The 20,398-nt window shown below is 45.2% G+C and carries 18 protein-coding genes and 1 pseudogene; 11 read left to right on the top strand and 8 right to left on the bottom strand.

Going from position 1 to position 20,398, the window contains the following annotated elements:
* Positions 1-122 precede the first annotated feature (122 nt).
* The 3 genes from AC3Y2E_RS11915 (at position 123) to AC3Y2E_RS11905 (ending at position 3,597) form a co-directional block, all read left to right on the top strand.
* Positions 123-1,535 (top strand): PQQ-dependent sugar dehydrogenase, encoded by a 1,413-nt coding sequence (locus AC3Y2E_RS11915; RefSeq protein WP_379210414.1) that lies wholly within the window; start codon positions 123-125, stop codon positions 1,533-1,535.
* Positions 1,536-1,697: 162 nt separating this feature from the next.
* Positions 1,698-2,249 carry an endonuclease V gene (locus AC3Y2E_RS11910; protein ID WP_379210751.1) on the top strand — a complete coding sequence of 184 codons (552 nt, stop codon included), beginning with the start codon at positions 1,698-1,700 and terminating at the stop codon, positions 2,247-2,249.
* A 19-nt stretch (positions 2,250-2,268) separates the two neighbouring features.
* On the top strand, positions 2,269-3,597 hold the full coding sequence (locus AC3Y2E_RS11905; protein WP_379210412.1) for an SMI1/KNR4 family protein: 1,329 nt from the start codon (positions 2,269-2,271) through the stop codon (positions 3,595-3,597).
* Between the two features lie 103 nt (positions 3,598-3,700).
* Here AC3Y2E_RS11905 and AC3Y2E_RS11900 read toward each other — a convergent pair whose 3' ends face one another.
* A complete protein-coding gene (locus AC3Y2E_RS11900) occupies positions 3,701-4,060 on the bottom strand; it encodes a VOC family protein (RefSeq protein WP_379210410.1) in 360 nt (119 codons plus the stop codon).
* Positions 4,061-4,259: 199 nt separating this feature from the next.
* Between AC3Y2E_RS11900 and AC3Y2E_RS11895 the strand changes: the two genes are divergently transcribed.
* Together AC3Y2E_RS11895 and AC3Y2E_RS11890 are read left to right on the top strand one after the other, a co-directional pair.
* Positions 4,260-4,916 carry an HAD family hydrolase gene (locus tag AC3Y2E_RS11895; protein ID WP_379210408.1) on the top strand — a complete coding sequence of 219 codons (657 nt, stop codon included), beginning with the start codon at positions 4,260-4,262 and terminating at the stop codon, positions 4,914-4,916.
* A gap of 20 nt (positions 4,917-4,936) precedes the next feature.
* Positions 4,937-5,314 (top strand): RidA family protein, encoded by a 378-nt coding sequence (locus AC3Y2E_RS11890; protein WP_379210406.1) that lies wholly within the window; start codon positions 4,937-4,939, stop codon positions 5,312-5,314.
* An 89-nt stretch (positions 5,315-5,403) separates the two neighbouring features.
* On the opposite strand, the gene AC3Y2E_RS11885 is transcribed toward AC3Y2E_RS11890, so the two are convergent.
* The gene (locus AC3Y2E_RS11885) at positions 5,404-6,279 is read right to left on the bottom strand and encodes an AraC family transcriptional regulator (RefSeq protein WP_379210404.1); all 876 of its coding nucleotides are present in this window, start codon (positions 6,277-6,279) and stop codon (positions 5,404-5,406) included.
* A gap of 302 nt (positions 6,280-6,581) precedes the next feature.
* Here AC3Y2E_RS11885 and AC3Y2E_RS11880 point away from each other — a divergent pair, with 302 nt between their 5' ends.
* Entirely contained in the window at positions 6,582-7,901 is a 1,320-nt protein-coding gene (locus tag AC3Y2E_RS11880; protein WP_379210402.1) for an ABC transporter substrate-binding protein, read from the top strand.
* A gap of 262 nt (positions 7,902-8,163) precedes the next feature.
* Here the strand turns inward: AC3Y2E_RS11880 and AC3Y2E_RS11875 are convergent, their stop codons facing one another.
* Positions 8,164-8,622 carry an SMI1/KNR4 family protein gene (locus tag AC3Y2E_RS11875; protein ID WP_379210749.1) on the bottom strand — a complete coding sequence of 153 codons (459 nt, stop codon included), beginning with the start codon at positions 8,620-8,622 and terminating at the stop codon, positions 8,164-8,166.
* Between the two features lie 175 nt (positions 8,623-8,797).
* Between AC3Y2E_RS11875 and AC3Y2E_RS11870 the strand changes: the two genes are divergently transcribed.
* Together AC3Y2E_RS11870 and AC3Y2E_RS11865 are read left to right on the top strand one after the other, a co-directional pair.
* A complete protein-coding gene (locus AC3Y2E_RS11870) occupies positions 8,798-9,865 on the top strand; it encodes an NAD(P)/FAD-dependent oxidoreductase (protein WP_379210747.1) in 1,068 nt (355 codons plus the stop codon).
* A 28-nt stretch (positions 9,866-9,893) separates the two neighbouring features.
* Positions 9,894-10,623: pseudogene (locus AC3Y2E_RS11865) on the top strand (YwiC-like family protein).
* 232 nt (positions 10,624-10,855) lie between these two features.
* Here the strand turns inward: AC3Y2E_RS11865 and AC3Y2E_RS11860 are convergent.
* Genes AC3Y2E_RS11860 through AC3Y2E_RS11850 form a run of 3 tightly spaced genes read right to left on the bottom strand, consistent with a single transcriptional unit; the run spans position 10,856 to position 12,783 of the window.
* Positions 10,856-11,536 (bottom strand): hypothetical protein, encoded by a 681-nt coding sequence (locus tag AC3Y2E_RS11860; RefSeq protein ID WP_332073089.1) that lies wholly within the window; start codon positions 11,534-11,536, stop codon positions 10,856-10,858.
* A 1-nt stretch (position 11,537) separates the two neighbouring features.
* Complete coding sequence (locus tag AC3Y2E_RS11855) at positions 11,538-12,407, bottom strand: ABC transporter ATP-binding protein (RefSeq protein ID WP_332073088.1); 870 nt, start codon at positions 12,405-12,407, stop codon at positions 11,538-11,540.
* A gap of 7 nt (positions 12,408-12,414) precedes the next feature.
* The gene (locus tag AC3Y2E_RS11850) at positions 12,415-12,783 is read right to left on the bottom strand and encodes a GntR family transcriptional regulator (protein WP_332073087.1); all 369 of its coding nucleotides are present in this window, start codon (positions 12,781-12,783) and stop codon (positions 12,415-12,417) included.
* A gap of 249 nt (positions 12,784-13,032) precedes the next feature.
* Between AC3Y2E_RS11850 and AC3Y2E_RS11845 the strand changes: the two genes are divergently transcribed.
* A complete protein-coding gene (locus AC3Y2E_RS11845; protein WP_379210398.1) occupies positions 13,033-13,737 on the top strand; it encodes an ABC transporter ATP-binding protein in 705 nt (234 codons plus the stop codon).
* Positions 13,737-16,064 carry an ABC transporter permease gene (locus tag AC3Y2E_RS11840; protein ID WP_379210396.1) on the top strand — a complete coding sequence of 776 codons (2,328 nt, stop codon included), beginning with the start codon at positions 13,737-13,739 and terminating at the stop codon, positions 16,062-16,064. The genes AC3Y2E_RS11845 and AC3Y2E_RS11840 overlap by 1 nt, the downstream gene beginning before the upstream one ends.
* A 323-nt stretch (positions 16,065-16,387) precedes the next feature.
* Here the strand turns inward: AC3Y2E_RS11840 and AC3Y2E_RS11835 are convergent, their stop codons facing one another.
* Positions 16,388-18,568 (bottom strand): Ger(x)C family spore germination protein, encoded by a 2,181-nt coding sequence (locus AC3Y2E_RS11835; protein WP_379210394.1) that lies wholly within the window; start codon positions 18,566-18,568, stop codon positions 16,388-16,390.
* 11 nt (positions 18,569-18,579) lie between these two features.
* Positions 18,580-20,061, bottom strand: coding sequence for a spore germination protein (locus tag AC3Y2E_RS11830; RefSeq protein WP_379210392.1), 1,482 nt, complete (start codon positions 20,059-20,061; stop codon positions 18,580-18,582).
* On the opposite strand from AC3Y2E_RS11830, the gene AC3Y2E_RS11825 reads away from it, so the two are divergent.
* Positions 20,060-20,317 (top strand): helix-turn-helix transcriptional regulator, encoded by a 258-nt coding sequence (locus tag AC3Y2E_RS11825; RefSeq protein ID WP_379210390.1) that lies wholly within the window; start codon positions 20,060-20,062, stop codon positions 20,315-20,317. The two genes, AC3Y2E_RS11830 and AC3Y2E_RS11825, sit on opposite strands and share 2 nt — an antisense overlap.
* Positions 20,318-20,398: the final 81 nt, after the last annotated feature.

Below are 20,398 nucleotides of genomic sequence, written 5' to 3'. Positions count from 1 at the left end.
CAGCTCCTCTTTGCTGTTTCATTGAAGTAACCCTTACACAGGACCTGCGCCCTAGTCGTGTACTACTAGAATAGTTCTGATCATATTCTTAAAAAAAGCAATAAGAAGGAGTGTAAAGTTAGTTGAAAAAAGTTAAGGTTCGTTTACGGCCTATTGTAAGTAAGATCAATTTACCCACTGTTCTGAAAGCAGCTATACTTCCAGGCGATTCCATGGAAAGATTATTTATTGCAACCCAGGTAGGAGAGATCTTTTACACAGGAAATGGGGTAATAAATACTTTTTTAGATATTCGTTCGCGTATTATCAAACTGGGTGCCGGTGGCGGATATGATGAGCGGGGATTGCTAGGGCTGGCGTTTCATCCCGAGTTTTATTATAACGGTCTGTTCTATCTACATTATTCAGCAGCTGGAACACAAGGTCCGGGTGCTCTTCCCGAACCTTTTCATCCTAACCCGTGTGATCCCGCAACTTTAAACCTAAGGTGGACAAACAGAGAAACTAAATATGATCATATAGATACAGTCGAAGAATGGATTTTACAATCGAAGGGTCAACCTCAAAGACGACGAACATTGCTTAACTTAAGAAGACCGTTTTTAAATCATAACGGTGTCAACAGCTTAAACTTTTCACCTGAAACAGGAAACCTTGTTGTAACGACCGGAGATGGGGGATCAGGCTATGATCCATTTCATTTAAGCCAGGACGACATGGAAATCGCCGGTAAAATAATTGAGATTGATGTAGCTAAGAATACAATGTTTATTAACCCGCCCGTAGTCACGCGTTTTAATGAACTTCCCGCACCTATTCAGGAAACGCTTACGGTTATTGCCAAAGGGGTTCGCAATATACCAGGTATTTCATTTCAAAAGGTTTATGATCAATATATCAAGTATGTGGGGAATGTCGGACAGGATTTGGTAGAATCGATTTATTCGTTCGTTCCTTATAAACCCATACCGGTTACTCAGTTTATTCAAGCTTCTATAATGAACTCTGAACCCGACCAAGAAGGATTTATTAACTTGGGCTGGCGAGGATGGGAAGGTGCCTTTCCTACTTCCATTATTAAGGCTTGCTCTGCAAATCCGACTTTGGATGAGAAAACAATTGCTTATTACGATGACGCCGTAAAAACTTCAGTAGGACGTCTTCAGCCTTTAACCAGTTATTTTCATAAAGATCCCCGTCCGGATAAATTTGGAGGGACTGCACTTACAGGAGTCCAGGCGTATATGGGGAATGGAATCCCCGATTTGACGGGAAGTTGTGTGTTTACCGATCTTGCCCGGAATGATGGGTCTCAACCTCCGGTTAGAGGGGTTTTAGCTTATACCAGGGTAAGACCAGATTGTAAGCTAAGTGATTTAAGTGTTATTGATACCGATTATAATTTTGGATCTCAATCCGCTTATTATGTTAGTTTGGGAACGAATCTGGATCAAACCAGACTCTATTTAGGCGTATATGGCTCTATGAAAGTGACGGACTATAACCAAGGTACCATTTTTGAAATAGTTCCATGATACAAAACCGGATTATGTCACAGTCAAAGAAAGTCTCTGGATAGTGGAATCGAATATTGTAGCATCCGGTTGCCCTGGAGCAGCCGGTTTTTTGCATGGGTGGAGATTTTTTCTGTGTTACGTCTGCGGCAGAAAAATTCGATGTGATATAATGGCAATCTAATCTATAGCTTAAAATGTGCTTCAAGGAAGGAATCGCTATCCATGATCATCGCTGTCGATGTGTATTATGAGGAAAATAAAGCGAAATCTGTGGGGGTTATTTTTTATAGCTGGGAAGACTCTAATCCACTCGAAATCATCACGTCATATACGGAAAATCCTCAAGAATACGAAACGGGATTTTTCTATAAACGAGAGCTTCCTTGCATACAGGAATTGTTGAAATTTACGGATATAAACCGAATCCATACGATTGTTGTGGATGGCTACGTTTACTTGAACAATGAGAAAAAGCCCGGGCTTGGACACTATGTGTACACCCATTTTTCAGGAACAATTCCAGTGATCGGTGTTGCAAAAAGTGCCTTTCACGACAACGAAACCTTTGTCAAAAAGGTTTACCGAGGCAACAGCTCCAAGCCTTTGTATATATCCTCTGTCGGCATGGAGCTAGAAGTCGCCGCCGAGCACATACAGAGTATGTACGGTGAATACCGGTTTCCGTATCTGCTGAGATTGCTGGATAAGCAAACGAAGGAAGCCCGGCTATAATCAACGGAGGGGATTCAAGATGGTGTTTTGGAAAAAAGAAACGCAGCTCGATCGAATAAAAAACAAACTCGAAAAGGCCATGCGCAAAGATACGGATTTTTTGGTGTTTGGATCATCCTCACACCAATACAGGGTTAATGAAAAGCTTGCGGTAAAAGAGCTTGCGGACTGGCAAGCAAAAAATCAAGTCACACTCCCGGAGCCTTTTACGCAGTTTTTAACGAAAGTCGGCAATGGAGGTGCCGGGCCGTATTACGGGATATACTCGCTTGAAAAGGCAACTTCCTATACCGATAAAAATGCACTCCCAACAAAATGCGTTCTGCACCCCGGAATGACAAAAGCGGAATGGAACCATCTGATCGAGCCCCTGATCCAGGATGAGGACATCTCCGACCTGGAATACGACGCCGCCCGCGATAGAGTACTAGGTGGCATGTTGTGCATTGGCACACAAGGTTGCGAATACGATATGTATCTCGTACTTGAAGGAAAACACAGGGGGAAAATCGTTTACACTTCGGATTTTTATCCGGATCATCCCTTTTTCTTTGTTTATGAAGATAACTTTCTGGACTGGTATGAGCGCTGGCTGGAGGAAATGATTCTGGATTATGACATCTCGTGGTTTGGCAGCAGAATGCCAGGCGATGAAAAGGCGTTGTTACAGGTTTATCAAAATGTCCCAAACGAAGAAGTCAAATTAAAAGCGCTTGATAGTATGTTCAAATTTAAGAAAATTTCGCAGCCGACCATTGATTTTTTAAAAAGCGTTGCTGAGCAAAGACAAAATGAGCGTACCAAAGCCATTCAACTAATCTGCAAAACCTCTTTTGACGAGGGAAGAGACTTTCTTTTAGAACTGTTGCATTCTGAAAGAAATGAGGATTCTCTACAAGCTTTAATGATTTTGAACTGGTATGGTAAATCTTTTGATATTGCGGAATTTATTAAAGTGATATTGCAAAATCTTGACAAGGTCCACGACCCGGAAACGTTACGCCATGTGGGGTATGTCTTGGAATCTACCGGTGAGATTACACTCCAAAACTTCGCGCGCTTTTTGTGCCACACCGACTCGAATATACAAACTGCCGCAATCTATGCCACACGTTATTGCAATAACAAATCGGAAAGTTGGGAGATCATTGAACAGATGTTAATGGCGGGCGACAAGGAGATTTTGAAAAACTCGATTTTATTTTGGGGCGTTATCCCTCATGAGCAGTTATTGCCTATTTATAAGGCGGCCTGGCCGGAATATAAGAACAATACTAATTTCAGTGAAAAATTTATAGGTTGTTTGAAAGAATTGAATTTGCCGGATGATTACTTTGACAAAGAATAATCTACATAAGACAACACGAAGGCAGCCGGCCAGAATGATCGGTTGCCTTTGTTTAATTCACGAAGCAGTTTAACGCAGCTACGGGTTCAAATGATGTATGATCTTAATCGCTAGGCGGCGTGCAAATCAGCAGCATATTGCCCTCAGGATCGTAGATATTGCAACCCCGCATCCCATCTGGAAACGGTTTGATTCCGTCTGTTTTCACACCTTTTCGGGTTAACTCCTGAAAGGCTTGATCCACATCGGGTGTTTCAAAGAAAAAGACTGAATACGGCAGCGGTGTTATGTCCTTATGATCCGCCTGTAACAAGATCAGGCCCGTTCCTACCATCTTGAACTCAAGGAAATCCTCACCTTCTGCTGCTATCTCAAAAGGAAACACCATCTTGTACCATTCCTTCGTTGTATTGAAGTCCTTCAAATGAATGAAACAGGTGTTGATTCGATTTAATATCTTCATCTTCATTTTCCTCCCTTCGATTTTTAATGGATCTTATACTCTATAAACGGATTAAAACAGAAAAACGATACATCGTACAATCCAATTACTTTTTAAATACTACAAAGTGCGAGATAGCAGGAATGATTTGTGTTAAAATATGGATAATGCATCCGAGTGAATCCTTTTTTTACCTGATATGAGAAAGCAGGCGCTTCGTATGATAAAGGGAATCATATTTGATTTTGATGGTGTAATTCTTGATACGGAAACTATAGAATTCAGGGTTTTTGAAGATATATTTGAAGAATACGGAGTTAAACTGCCACTTGAAATGTGGGAAAGAAGAATCGGTGGTAACAAAAACAATTTTGATCCCTATGATTATCTTATTGAATATACACAGTGCAAAATTGATAAAATCGAACTTAAAAAACATAAAAAGATTAGGTATGAGAAAAAAATAGGAAATGAAAACTTGCTTCCCGGAGTTTATTCCTATTTAGAATCCGCAAAAAAAATGAACATCCAGATTGGATTGGCTTCTAGTTCACCTCGAAAAAGAATAGTAGATCTTTTAAAAAGATTTGAAATCATCCACTATTTTACACATCTTGCAACTGCAGAAGATGTGGATCATGTGAAGCCGAATCCTGATCTATATTTACATGTTTTAGAGAAAATGAAATTAGAACCTTCTCATGTCATTGCGATTGAGGATTCACCGACGGGATTAATAGCTGCAAAAAGAGCTGGGATCTATTGTGTGATAGTTCCAAATGAAGTTACTAAAAGATTAACTTTTCAGCAATATGACTTGCGAGTAAATTCTTTAGATGAAATCGAGTTATCTGATTTAATTAAGATCCCCAAATAATGAAATGAGGAGGGTAATCGATGAAAGAAGTAATATTCACAAATGAAGCGCAAATACCCGGAGGCATGCCATATTCTCAAGCAATAAAGGTTGGCCATGTAGTGTATGTGGCTGGGCAAGGACCGTTTGATCCTGAAACGGGTAAGAGAGTTGGAAATACTCTGGAGGTACAAGCAAGAAGAACTCTCGACAATCTTAAAGCAATTTTAGAGGCATCCGGAGCGAAGTTATCCGACGTAGTCAAAGTAACCGTATTTCTTAGTGAAGGTGCGGAATTCGATCCTTTCAACGAAATCTATAAAGAATATTTTTCGCAACCGTATCCCGCAAGAACAATTGCGCCTGCCAATAATATGGGCTTCATGGTACAAATTGACGCAATAGCTCATATTTCGTAGTAACTCTCTTTGTGAAAATGTCCAACCGAAAGGACCTCAAATTCCACTGTAAAGTGGGGGCTGAGGTCCTTTTATTGAGACAGCCCCTTTTACAAAGGAGCGGATTGACGACGGAAATCTTGCGGGGAGACGCCTTTTATTTCTTTAAATACTTTCGAGAACGTGCGGAAGTTGTCAAACCCGACCTCCAGGGCGATCTCGGAAATGGTCATCGGCGTCGTGACGATCAAGCTGGCCGCCCGGCCAATCCGGAGAGCGTGCACGTATCCGACAAAAGATTGACCGACGTGGCGTTTGAAAATACTGCTCAAGTAGCTCGGATTGCGGTCCAGCAATTCGGATAGCTGGGACAGCGATAATTCCTCGGTATAGTGGAGATGAATGTATTTAAGCATTTCCATGACGGTGCCGGTCTTGTCCTTATTCAATACGACATGGGGCTGCTCCTGCTCTTGAACCGTGCGCAGCAAAAACACGCAGGCTTCCGACAGCTTCGATTTAATGACGGTGTTTTTGCCCAGACGGTTCGAGTGATATTCCCGGAAAATATCCTCGATAAGCTTTGTAAAATGCTCCCTTTGTTCCTCGGCCAAGTCGAAGCGCGACGGCAGTTCGCTTCCGATCATGAGAATTTTGTTGAGGATTCCGGGATCGTGCGTGTCGGACAACACGATATTGATATCGAACATACAGCAATACTTCGTAAGAACGGTTCCGGGAGGAATGATAATTTCGTGAATATGGTTCGGCAGCAAGAACGATACGGTTCCCAGCGTCAAGTCGTGGCTTTTGCCGTTCAAAATTTCTTCTCCGCTGCCTCCGATCACAAGCGAAAGCTCGGCAAAGTTATGGTAATGAAGTCGGTAGTTTTTCGTCAACCGGCTGATCACGACATAGAGAGGCAGATCGTCTTTGCCGAACTTGTTGAACTTTAGCCCGTCCTGAAATTCCGGAAAACGCGACACTGCAGTTCCCTCCCTTGATCGGAACACTAAGAATCGAACAAAAATAAACAAAATACTAAAAAAATCGAACATCAAACAAACAAAAAGTGACGTTTTGACTGCTCACTTCTATTACTCTGTTTATATAGCCACATATGCTTTCCTTGTGGTGAGATTATTATATAGAAAAGGGGGAGGTATCCGCAATCACCGCTTTAGAGGACGCCTGGCCGGTGGGATCAAGTACAGAGAGCCAATCCATACGGAATTTTGTAAACGATAAATGGGAACAAATCACCGACTGACAAAGGAGATTACAGGGGATGAAAAACAGAAAAGCAAGGTTTTCCTTACCGATAGCCGCACTGATATTAGCGGCTGGCGTATCGGCTTGTTCGTCAGGCGGCGAAGGCGCCGGAGACAACACGAAGGGAGCGGCGCCCGCACCCGCCGAAGAAAAATTGGAACCGGTCGAATTGACGATTTACGGCGGGCGTTATGTTTCCGAGGAGCAGTTCATGGAGACTTACGGGAAACATCTGCAAAAAAAATATCCGCATATGAGCTTTAAAGTATACGGCAACATGACGGCAGCCAATATCGTCACTACCGGCATGCCGATCGATATCTTTTTCAGCGATCCAGTCGCTTACCCTCGGGATTTGGCGCAGTTCGGTCTTGCCTACGATATGTCCGCCTTAATCAACGAATTCAAATTTGACGTTAGCCGGCTGCATCCCGGACCGATTCAGGTAATGAAGGATACATTCAACATGGGCATAACCGGTTTGCCGTTGTCGATGAGAAACGTCGTACTCCATTACAACAAGGACTTGTTCAACAAGTTCGGGGTAACGCCGCCGAGAGACGGAATGACTTGGGATGAAGTGTACGAGCTTGCACGCAAAATGACGCGTCAGGAAAACGGCGTGAAGTACAGGGGGATCGACTTCTCGGCTCATATTATCGATTACAATCAGCTGTCTCTTGGCACGGTCGATCCGAAAACGGAACGTGCAAGCGTTAACACGGACCAGTGGGGGGATCTGGTCCGAAACTTTGCGCGGTTTTATCAAATCACCGGGAATGAAGTGGGAACCGAAGAGGCGAAAGATGTTATGGATTGGAAGCGCTTCGGAGAGCAGGGCATAACGGCCATGAACGGTACGACCTTTTATCCGCCTTCGGCCATCAAAGGGTTGTTCGATATGGATTACGCCCAACTTCCTTCGTTCCCTTCCAAGCCGGGCGTAGGATCGCAATCTCCGTCGACGTATATCGGCTTGACATCCAGCACGAAGCATCATAAAGAAGCTTTCCGGGCAATCGAGTATTTGTTGTCGAGTGAATTCCAGACGATGCTGTCGCGATCGGGAACGATGTCTTCGCTGCAGGACCCCGCCGTTAATGACGTGTTCGGCGCGGATATACCCGAGCTCAAGGGCAAAAACGCCAAGGCCGCATTGCCGACGAAACCGGCCGGTCCGGCTCCGTTATCGAAGCATTCGGGCAGCGTTCAAGCCAATCTTTGGACGCCGCTCCTCCAGGTATTTACCGGAGCGGTCGATCCAAATACCGGTCTCAGAAATATGGAGGAGTCAATCAATAAAAAGCTCGATGAACTAAAAGCGACGACGAAGTAATAAAGCTTGAATGCTAGGGATAAGCGAACGGTCATCAAAATGCCGTTATGGTTCGACAGTGCATGATGATACCCGTAATCGCCCGAACCGGAGATGTGCCCGTAGCCGATGAGTGAAGAATGGAATGATTGGATAACGAAAACACGTCACAGGAGGTTCCTTCTGTGGCGTGTTTCGTGTACGCCCGAAATCATGGATGGAAGTAAATGATCGTGGCTGCGGTTTATGGGGAATACTCGAAAAATACTGCGGCTTATTTTATTTATGAACGCTCGTCGATCAACTGTTCTAAAAACTCCGCAAACGTCAAGGCATAAGTATCGATTATTCCATTCATCAGATCATAACACATAACAGGAAACTCACCCTGCTCATCTCTGGCAGACGTATCAAAAAAATAAAGCTCGTCACTATCCGGAACGAACAAGTCCAATCTGTGGGGAAACCGGGCTACCCACCACTCCTCGGCTTTATTCAACCTATGTATATAAAGAAGGTCGGTGTCGGCATACTCTCTATGTTCCGGAGCAGAGATCGTCAGAATATCCCCGCCGTTCAACCGGGCATTTCCGTAATGAACCAGCCACCAGCGGTAAGACGGAGGCAGGCTGAATCCTAATTCCTCTTCCACTTCCACGATCCAGCTCTCTTCCGCCCCGTGGTCAGTAAACCATTTTAAAGCGGAGGTAGTCCTCAGCTTGTCAGCCAAGCGCTCATACATAAGTTTCATCCTCTCTTCCTATACCTGTTAATTGCTCTCTCTATCTTTTCTGGTTATTCTAACACATAAAAATCACTGGCATCAGTGTCCATCATCCCAACTTTTTACTGCCACACTTAGGATACTTCCCCATATGGCCTGCGATAGGTTATATTCAGTTGAAAGATATTTCTAAATAGGTTTACAGGAGGCGTACATCATCGGAAAACAAAAAATTGTAGTCGTTGGCGCAGGTATCGTTGGTGCATCCATGGCTTATTACTTATCCAAGCGGAAGCAGGATGTCACTTTGATCGAACGTAATTCAACGGCAGCGTGTGAAGTAACCGAGAAATCTTTCGCTTGGATTAATCTGTCCGGTCGAGTCTTAAACCAATTTCGGCATCTATATGATGCAGCGTTAGCCGAATATTACGAGTTAGAGAAAGAGCTGCCTGAACTAAATATAAATTGGCACGGAGCGCTATCATGGGGAGTTCCTGCAAATATGGAGGAGTCTCGTATACAAAAACTGAATCGGCAGCAGATCCTAGCATTAGAACCTAATTTGAGGGAATATCCGGAGGAAGCCAACTTTGCTTACGAAGAAGGAGCAGTTGATCCTGTCCGGATAACTAAACTTTTGGTGAAGAAAGCGGAAGAACATGGAGCAACCAGACTATTTGATACGGAAGTTATGCAACTAAAAGTGGAAGGCGCTAAGGTTGTCGGCGTATACACCTCGAATGGTTTTATTGAATCTGATGTACTTGTACTGGCAACCGGTACAGCTTTGCCCGAGCTTTGTAAGCCATTGGGCTTCAATGTTCCTGTCGCTCCTTCGCCTTCCATTATCGTTCGCATGAAATCAAAAGAAACGTTAATCCGCACCTTGATTTCTAATTCAAAGTTTGAAGCGAGACAGCTTACCAGCGATACGCTAATCGCAGCGGAAGATTATATGGACGAGTCTGAAGAAAACGGGCCGGAGGCAATTGGAAAACGAGCGTTTGAAATCATTCGTCACCATTTAAAAGGAGGGGAGTATTTGGAGCTGGAAAGTATCAAGGTAGGAATGCGGCCTATGCCCGAAGACGGTTACCCTATTATTGGATGTCATGATCAAATCGAGGGTCTTTACCTGGCAGTCATGCATTCAGCTATTACACTAGCCCCTGTTGTTAGCCGCTTGGCTGCAAACGAGATTATAGACAACGTGCTGGCGGATGAATTGGAAAGCTGCCGACTATCCAGATTTTCTTAGTCGAATTCATTGAAGGAGCGAGGTTTCCATGAAAGACCGGAAGATTGTTATTCCTCACGAGCATGGAGGCTGGGCGATGGTCAGCGTTCCGTATATCATGGGAGTGATGTCTGGAACGCCGAAGGGCATGCATGTTGTCCTTTTTCTGGCTTGGCTGTTTCTTTAATTTGTCGTCCTATCCGTTTCTTCAGGCTGTCAAGAGAAGCTCCAACCGAAAGGTTTGGATGCAGTGGGGAACCGGGTATGCTTTAGCCGCCTTGTTGTGCTTGATTCCATCCATCCTGTATTGCCCGCAGCTGCTGTACTTCGGCATTCCGCTCGTCCTGCTGCTGCTCGTCAATATATGGCATTCCAAGATCAGAGCGGAGAGAGAGATCCTAAACGACCTGTGCGCGATACTGATTTTCTCCCTCGGCGGGGCGGCAGCTTATTTGTTCGGTGGTGGGCAGTGGGACAAGACTATGGCGGTTGTCGTACTGTTCAGCTTTTTGTACTTTACCGGAAGCGCTTTGTTCGTGAAGACCGTATTTCGCGAAAGGACAAGCAAACGGTGGTTGATGTATGCCAAGATCTACCACGGGCTGGTGCTACTCGTACCCTTGGCGGTCGGCTATCCGCTTATGGCCATAGCGTATCTGTTCGCCTCGATCCGGGCATTTGTCTACGCGGGAAAGGCGATGCGGCCAATGAAGGTGGGAATGATCGAAATTATTGGCGTAGTGCTGTTTTTGGTCTTTTCCGTTGTATTCCTCAACTGATCAAAGTTTGCTAAAGCAATAAAGCGAACTACGACATTTTGAACCCTCAAAAAGCAACCTCTTACATAGGGGCATTCGTCGTAGAAAAGGCTTCGTTTAGAATGATACCTCGCAGCAGACCTTTGTTCGGTGCTCCACCGGATAAAAGGCACAAACATTCACAAGAGCGCAGGGGTGAATGTTTGTGCCTTTTCTTTTGGTGTCCGGATTTGGATGCTTATTAACGAATTTATTAGTGCGTTCTTCCCCGCGTAAACAACCAGCCGCCGGCCACGAAGACGAAATAAAGCAGCAGGTTATATCCGGCACCAATCAGCAGCGAGCCGTTGAATAACAGGGCTTCGAAAAAATGACCGACATGAACGCGCAGCGAAGGAATCGCCGTTCCGACCGGGATTGCCGTGAGGAGTATCACCCACAGCAACCAACCGACAGGGTGGTAATAACCGGAGACCAGCATGCTTAATAGCGCCATTACCATTAAATAAAAGGCGGCTTGGTACACAAATGAACCTGCGAAGCCGAAATCAACCCAATGGAAGACTTCAATCAGATCAATAGTATTCGTGTAATTCCGGAGCACGCCCACTTCAAGCTCATACCATAAACAATTGAACAAAGCGATGGCTGCCGCCCAGACGGCAAAGACGAATTGAAGGGCCATAAAATATCGCTCTCGGCTTGCGCCCAAATGCACGATGCGTTTGTAATAACGGAGCGGCAGTACAATAGCGGTCAGGAGCAAGATGAGAATCAGGATGTTGCCGTCCGAAAGGATGTTGCTTTGGCTGTCTGTAAAGCGGCTAACAATGAATTCCGCCAGCCTTCCAAGAAGGATAAGAATAATGACGCCCCAGATGTAAATCCTCATTTGCAAATAGGTTGCCTTAAAATGAACGGCCCATGCGCCCAATTTAATGACCTCCTTCGATCAAATACGAGAAAAACTTTTGAAGTGACAAATTCTCAATCGAAATGTCCAGCTCGCGCGCCTGCTGTATGTCCACATCGTCTAACGTTTCGTAAATAGCGGCAAGAGTCCCGCGGCCGTAGGGTTCCGTATGTAAGACCCGTTTTCCGGCTGTGAACGAAGCCACCGCTTCCGCATGTCCCCGGATCAGATGAGCGGCCGTACGTATGCGATCGATCTCATCATGAAGCAGGAGGGAGCCCGCTTCGATGATGTACACCTTTTCGGCGACCGTGGCGATTTCGTCGATCAGATGCGTAGACAGTAAAATCGTGCGAGGGTGGTGGGCGTAATCCTCCAGAAGCGCCTTGTAAAACCGTTCCCGCATCAGGACATCGAGGCCGAGCACCGGCTCGTCGTATAACGTCAGCGGCGCCCGGCTGGCCAGACCGATGATGTTTCCTACGAGCGATTCCATGCCTCGGGATAGCTGTCTGAGTTTTTTGTGCGGATCGAGCCGAAACGTTTGGATCAACTCATGAGCGAACGTCCAGTCCCAGTTCGGATGAAAACTCGCAGCAAACTGCAAAACCTCGATAACCCGCGCTCCTCCGAAATGTTTGGCTTTCTCACGTACGAAACAAAAATCGTTCGGAAGTTCTCCTTTGCCCAGCTTTGTTCCTCGTACCTCGATGGAGCCGCTGTTCGGGGAGATTCCCCCTGCGATCAGGTTAAGCAGCGTCGATTTGCCAGCGCCGTTTCGCCCGAGCAAGCCGTAAATGACGTTTTCCTCCAACTGCAGATTCAGGTTCCGCAAAGCATAAGTTCGACCGTATGATTTGTTTACCTTGTCGCAAGTCAATACTATGCTCACGGTTCGTTCATTCCTTCCTCAACTGTTTGATCATGTTAATGATATCTTCGGTTGTCAGCCCGATTTTGTCGGCCTCATTCAGCAGATTGGACAACAATTCCTTGTAGAAGCGATCTCTTCGCTTCATCTGAATCTTCTGTTTTGCATCTATCGCGACATACATGCCAAGCCCTCTTTTTTTGTACAGAATACCTTCATTGACGAGCAGGCCGATCCCCTTCACGACAGTCGCCGGATTAATATGAAACAGTTGAGAAAACTGAGCCACAGAAAGAATTTGCTCGTCCACACGGAAAGTGCCGTTCAAAATATCGTCCTCAATGATGTAGGCTACCTGCTGAAAAATCGGCTGCTTATCGTCGAAAGTGATGTTCATTGCCCCACCTTCAGTATATCGGTATGTTATCGATCCAACATACCATAATGGATAGGCAATCAATTGTCAATACCGGTCGTTCATCGAACGTATGATCGGTTATTGACAGTTGTTGGAGCATGAATTATAGTGTGCTACATGAGTAACATACTAACATGCCAAGAAAAGAAATGCTAGGCAAAACGGGAACTTACGAAAGTTGATCATTAGGAAAAGGTTCGATCATTGCGATTCGGGGAGAGGGTACAAGTGAGAGAGTTAATCGAATTCAAGCAAGTAACGAAAGAATACAAAATAGGAGAAGTGCCCATTCAAGCGCTTGCCGGTGTTGATTTTTCGATAGCAGAGGGAGAATTCGTCGTTATTTTGGGCGCCAGCGGTGCCGGCAAGAGTACGATTTTGAATATCCTTGGCGGTATGGATACGGCTACCTCAGGCCAAGTGTTTGTCGGCGGACAAGAAATAACAAGGCTCAACGAAAAACAATTAACCAGGTATCGCGGCGAGAAGATCGGTTTTGTGTTTCAATTTTACAATTTGATTCCGAATTTAAACGCATTGGAAAACGTCGAATTTGCCGCTGAAGTATGTAAAAACCATCTGGATGCTCAAGATATTTTACACAAAGTCGGATTAAAGGATCGAATCAAAAACTTCCCTTCCCAGCTCTCTGGCGGAGAACAGCAAAGAGTGGCAATCGCCAGAGCTGTCGCCAAAAACCCTTTACTTTTACTCTGTGATGAACCGACAGGAGCTCTGGATTACGTGACCGGCAAATCCGTTCTAAAGCTTCTTCAAGATGTAAACAGGGAAACGAAAAAGTGCGTCGTCCTGGTCACGCATAATTCAGCCATTGCCCCGATGGCGGACAAAATTATTAAAGTCAAAAGCGGAAGGATAGAAAGTGTTGCGATCAATGAGGTCAAGCAAAGCGTGGAAGGGATTGAGTGGTAATGATGAAATTATCATTAAAACTAGTAAGGGATATTAGACAATCTATAGGGCAGTTCATAGCCATTGTTGTGGTACTTGCAGTAGGAGCTTTTTTCTATGCGGGACTGGTCACGTACAGCGGTACCCTTGATGCTTATGCGAAGGCTTATTTTAAAGCACATAATTTAAGCGATTTGAATGTGTATTACAGTCAACTATCCAAGCAGGACGTGGCTCGTTTAAGCGAAATAGAAGGGATACAGAAAATAGAAGGACGTTATACGCTGGACGCCACGCAAGCGTTTGAAGGGTATAAAGCTTCCATAAAAATCCATTCAATACCGGTGAAGAATGAAATCAATACGCCTGCTATGATGGAGGGCCGGGTCCCGTCGAAGAAAGGGGAGATTTTGTTAGATTCCCATTATGCCAAAGAGCATCAGTATCGTGTCGGCGATATAATCCGGATAAGCTCAAATAATAAAGACTACACCTTTACCATTAGCGGTTTGGGTGAGAATGTTGAATATGTCAAAAAGAATGAAATACAAGACCATAAAAACTTCGGAGTAGCTTATGTGGCTGAAGAGACGATGCCTGAAATGGGATACGGCTTCTCCTATAATGAAGTTCTGATCGATGCCAAAGAAGGTTATGATCTGGACCAATTAGGCAAATCCATTGAAGCACAATCCAAACCGCTTTCCTATGTAGACCAGGTAAGTAAAGAAAGGACGTTCAGTTATTCGAAACTAAAGGAAACGATACATAATAATAATAGGATGAGCAAGGTTATCCCTTTGGTTCTCTTTTTGATAGGAGCTGTTATCCTATTCCTTACCATGTCGAGGATTATAGATTCGCAAAGAAATCAGGTAGGTATGATGAAGGCGTTGGGTGCAAAGGACAGAACGATTATGCTTCATTACATGGGCTACCCTTTGCTGGCGGGGATTACAGGCTCCCTACTAGGCTGCTTCGTAGCCAATATTGTATTTATTCCTTTAGTAACGGGGTCGAGCTCAAGGTCGTACTCGTTGCCGGACATTCAGTTTGTCCTTTCGTTTTACTCGATCCTTCCCCCCATTGTCTTCTCCAGTGCTTTTGGACTCTTGTCGTGTTACTTAAGCGGGAGAACCGTATTAAAGGAACGTGCGGCTCAAGCTATGCGGCCTAAACCGCCCAAGAAGATGAAAACACTTCTTATAGAACGAATTCCGGGGATTTGGAGTCGTATTTCCTTCAGTTACAAACTCATTTTGAGAAATATTTTATTGAATAAACAAAAAGCTGTCGTGAGCTCGGTTGGTGTTGTGGCAAGCACGGTTTTATTAATAAATGCCTTCAGCACGCAAGCGGCCTTGCTGCAAGTAGCTAATCAGGTTGAAGAGGTTTACGCTTATGATTTAAGAGTGGATTATGAGCTGGGAGCATCTCCCGATGCGTCCAAACTCCCTTCCGGAATAAAACAAAAATATGATGTATCCGCTTTTCCTGTTGAACTTATCAAAGAGGATAAAAAAGAAAAGGCCACTTTAACGGTTACTGCCAAGGAAAACAATCTCATTTCTTTCTTTGATGAACATAAAAATAAACTTTTTTTGGAAGACCATGGCGTTCTGGTGCCCCAATCTTATGCCGACAAATACCATATTGTGGAGGGGGATCTCATCCAGATCAAGTTTACAGCACCTGAATTTAATAAGAAGAGGATCGAGATGAAGGTCTTACATATATCTACCCAATATTCGAATCCGTCGTTTTATAGCACGCCAGCCTACTTAAAGAGCTTTGGCATCAACTACAATCCAACCTCGCTTATGATTGAAGCGGGCAGCGCTGCAGATCTTGTAAACATTCGTACCTTTTTTGAGCAAGATCCTCGCGTAGACAAGATTACGGATAAGGAGGATCTGAAGAAATCAGCTCAATATATTCTGAAGCAAAACAGCTTTGTTTTTATCATGTTTATCATTTGTGCCGTCATACTCTCCTTTGGCGCCATCTATACGATATCTTCCATCAACATGTATGAAAGGAATCGGGAGCTTGCCACACTGAAGGTACTAGGCTATCCCAAAAATAAAATTAACAGACTCCTCTTTTTTGAAAACATCATCCTAACGACATTTGCGGTACTAGTTGCATTACCGATTAGCGGCTATATGTACACGCTTATTGTAAAGGCGCTCTCTAGCGCCCATCAACAAATCCCGGATCAACTCAACATTTTCATAGTGGCGGCAGCTGTTTGCTTTGCATTTGTACTTACCATACTGGCCAATTTGCTGCTCAGGAGAAAGGTAACCCAAATTAATATGATCGAATCCTTAAAAAGTATAGAATAACGGGATAGGGCAATCGGTGAAGCAAACAGAAACGGAGAGACGCAGATGTGCGGGCTCCGTTTTTTATTTATGTTCGGGGAAGGGGCGCTCAGCCCGAGCTGCTCCAATGCCCGGCGACCAGCGGGGAGGTAACATTTCCGGACGGACAATCATTGGTGTTCTCTTTAGTGCAAGGGAGTCATACGCTCGAGATGTCGAACTCCAGTCTGGACGGCGGCATCGGAACCAATTTGGATTACACTAAGTTGATCCGGATCGATAATCAGTAGCAAAGCAAACAGTCTAAGGACAGAACCGTGGGTTTTGCTGCGGGCCTTCTTTTTTCATTTGGATCTCCCGATATCTTTAATTTTAAAGATGATCTTGCAGGTTACATTCATTTCCGGATATTCCCGGTCCCAATCGAGCTGCTTCCAGGCACTATAGCTCATGCTGTTCCTCACATACATGCCGATTCCGACGGAATCGACGCGGTTTTGCTGCATAAATCGGATCATCTTGTTAGCCCTCTCCGAAAGATGGGCGGAGACCCTGTTTTCCAGTTGCCTCAGGTCCGCTTTTTCTGTCAAATTCAAATCGCCGACGTACTCCAGAAGCGATCCTTTTACTTTCACTTCAATAACAGCTTTATGGTTACCGGATTCGGTTTGACTTACGGTTACCTTTCTTTTGGAAGTCAAAGAATTAAACATGACGAGTTCCTTGCGTTCCTGGCCTTTTCCGATATCGCAGCTAATTTGACCGCGTCGGAAACTTCCGCGCAGAAACCCGAAGATTAACGTGTCATCGGGCATGATCTTATTGATATACCTGGTGTCCTTGAACAGGCCGATGCCATCCAGAACGATATTGTCCGCTTCTTCCCGAAGGATCGGGGCGACCGGATCGATCCCGTCATCATAGTAGTCCCTTGTAAATTCATATAAAGTAACTCTGGGGATGGCGTGTTCGTTCGCTTCTTTGGTTAATAAACGATCGATGTATTTATCCGTTCTCGGGTGCTGCTCGAAGTTTTTCTCCAATAAGCTGCTTGCGCTCCCATTCACGATCGAAATTTTGACTTGAGGAGAGATAGAGGGATCTCTGCCGAACGTATCAAATTCATCCCACAAGCCTAATTTCGCCAGTGACTGTCCGTATAAGATGTTCCGTAATTGGCCGCTGACCAAATTCAAGCTGGTTTGCCTGGAAAACTTGATTTTGGCTTCCTTGCTGCTTTTCACTTCAGCCGACAACACTTTCCTCGCCACATTGGCTTCGGGGTCGGCAATCGGGATACTGCTCGTAATCCGCATGGTCCCGTCAGGCAACAAATCGAACCCCTGAGTTTCGATAAATCCCAATCTCTCCAGCGCACGTATATTTCCGCAGCCGGTTATTACCCCTAAGGCGAAGAACGTCAACAGAACCCGTCCGATTTTACCCACGCGTCCATCCCCTTTCATTCGTTGAGCCAGCAATACCACAATAAGAACAAGGGGAAGCACAAACGCGACTCCGATTTCGAAATAGCCGAGTGTCTGCAGCCATTGTCTGACCTCGCTCATCACTTCGGGAATAAAGGCGATCAAGTAGGCGACCGAAAAAATCGACAGCTCGATCGTATGAGGTTTCGCCTTTTTGAATACACGCTGGCAAGCTTCCTTGGCAGCCCACATGTACATAATCGTCGAGAAAATCGTCGTAAACATAAAAAAACCGTAAAATAAATTTTCAACACGCTGGATAAAAGGAAGCTTAATGAAAGACATCGTATCGATGATGGGGAACAGAACCGTTTTTAATTGATCGAGGCTGTAAAAACCGAAGCAGACCAGATTGGTAGCCAAATAAACGAAAGTAATCATCAGATTGCCGATAAATACGGCTTTTATGACCTTCGTCTTCCGGTCGGCATAAGGAAAAATGAACATGCTGAGCTCGTAACCGAGGAAACCGAAGAAGAGATTCAGAATCCCCAGCGTCATATTTTCGCCATCCTTAAAAAGAAACGGCGTCAGCCGTGCCCACTCGAAATCGTCGAAGAAATATACGAGCAGAAGCAGCATCCAAATAATCAGCCAGAAGAAAACGGTCGAAGCTTTTGCAATGACATAAATCCCTTTACGGATTAACATAAACGCAAGGAAATCCATCATCAGCTTTAAAGCCATCGGCGACGCCGTCGGAAAAGCGAACATCTGAAAAATTAGCACGTATTCCTTCGATACGAGACATCCCAGTATGGCCCACAGGACAGCTAACGTCAGATAGACCGGAGCCAGAACAAACTTCGGAATCGATTGATCCAAAATATCGAATACCGATCTCCCCTCACCGAGGCGATATACAACAGCAATGAGCACAATGTTGACGTTAACGATCAGAGACACGATCAGAATGGCCACCCAACCGTTCGTGCCGAAGTATTGGGCGAGCAGTCGCGGCATACTTAAAATTGCGATTCCCGACTGAAACATATAGATCAGGATGGTCGTATGAAAAAAGCTTAGCTTCTCTTTCATGAGGGATCCACCTATTTCCGCATTTTGTTTCGAGTCTGGTTAGGGGAAGCGTTTTGTGTCGGTCTTTTCCGGATGAACCAGAAAGGGGCCCTTATAAATACGTCCTTCCAATCGCTTAATCGTAGCGGCGCTATAGGCGTTATATACGAGGTTCCCAGACTGGTCAAGCCGCTTAAATGAATAACGACTGCCGCAATGCCAAGGGCAAGTCCGAAATTCCCTAACCATCCGGACAAAATGATAAGCCCGAAACGGATGAGACGGATGGAAGCGCTCATCATGTAGCTTGGAATGACAAACGAAGCAATAGCCGAAGAAGCGACGGCGATAACCAGAATGTTGCTCGTAAAGCCGGCTTGAACAGCCGATTGCCCGATTACGATACCGCCTACGATACCGATGGTTTGTCCGATTTTCGTAGGCAGACGAGCCCCCGCTTCTCGCAACAGTTCAATGGTCGTTTCCATGAGTAACGCTTCATATAACGGCGGAAAAGGAACCCTGTTTCTGGATTCCGTCAAGGAAAGCAATAAATTTTCCGGGATCATTTCATAATGAAACGTGGTGATAGACACGTAAGTGGCTGTGAAAGTGATCGTAATAACAAAAGCAATAAACCGCAACAGCCGCGTGGCGCTCCCGATCGCCCAACGCTGGTAATAGTCGTCCGATGAGGTGAAAAATTCAAAAAAGGAAGTAGGCAGGCTAATGACTGCCGGGCTTCCGTCAAGGATGCAGAGGACTTTACCGGCCGTTAATTTGGATACGGCCGCATCCGGCCGCTCTGTCGTCAGAAATTGCGGAAAGATCGAATTCGGATTGTCGTCGATCTCCTGAATCAGCATATGCGCATCATAAACGGCGTCGGTTTCGATGTTTTTAATTCTCGATATCGTTTCCCGTACGTAGTCCATGTTCACAATATTTTGGATGTAGAGGACGTATGCGTGCGTTTTCGTAATTTCACCGACGGATAGTTTTAAGATTTTCAGATGTGAGCTTTTTAATCGGCTTCGGATTAATGAGATATTGGACCCTGCCTGTTCGGTAAAAGCATCATGCGGGCCGGAAATGACGGTTTCCGATTCGGATTGCTCGATCGAACGCGCAGCGGGACCGTACAGATCGATGAGATAAGGAACGCTGCCGTGAAATATGGCGACATTGCCGCTTAAAACGCCGATTATCATTTCTTTTGAATCGCGCACCTTTTTGTACTGCGACCGTCTCAGTATTTCGGATACGGTGTCGGCTTTGGCATGCGAAAGCGGAATGAACACATCCTGGATCAACTTCTGCGTATCTACCAGATGCTCGAAATAAAGAGTTACAATATCGATTTCCGGATAGCGGCGTGTCGTCAAATCCGCACAATCCTTAAATTCTTCAAGTGTATGTTGAAGGGAAAGCTTGTTGTGGGCTCGACGTTCCACAGATTTCGGCTGACGCCTTGTTGATTTGAATATTCGCCATAAACGAGAAAAGAGAGACATGAGGCCACCATCCCGGAAAATAATAACTCCGCTATTATTATTCATTTCATGCGGGATGTTTTATGCACGAAGCGGAGTCAATCACGTCCGGATGAATGAGGCGAAGCGGCTTTTGCGGGAAACGGAATGGAAAGTGCTGCGCATCGCCGAGCAAGTCGGCTTCGACAGCATCGCGTATTTCGGTCGCGTGTTCAAAGAGATGGTTCATCTGTCTCCTGTTCAATACCGACGCATGCAGAGGGGGGTGTCCGGCTGAGTGGCGGATCGCTTCGTGCCCCTACGGTGCACGACAGGAGGGGAGAGCAAAACATGACGGTCCGCCTGCTTCTTCCCCGCG

It is taken from the genome of Paenibacillus sp. MAH-35 (assembly GCF_058135425.1).
This window is presented reverse-complemented; position numbering and strand designations above follow the sequence as displayed.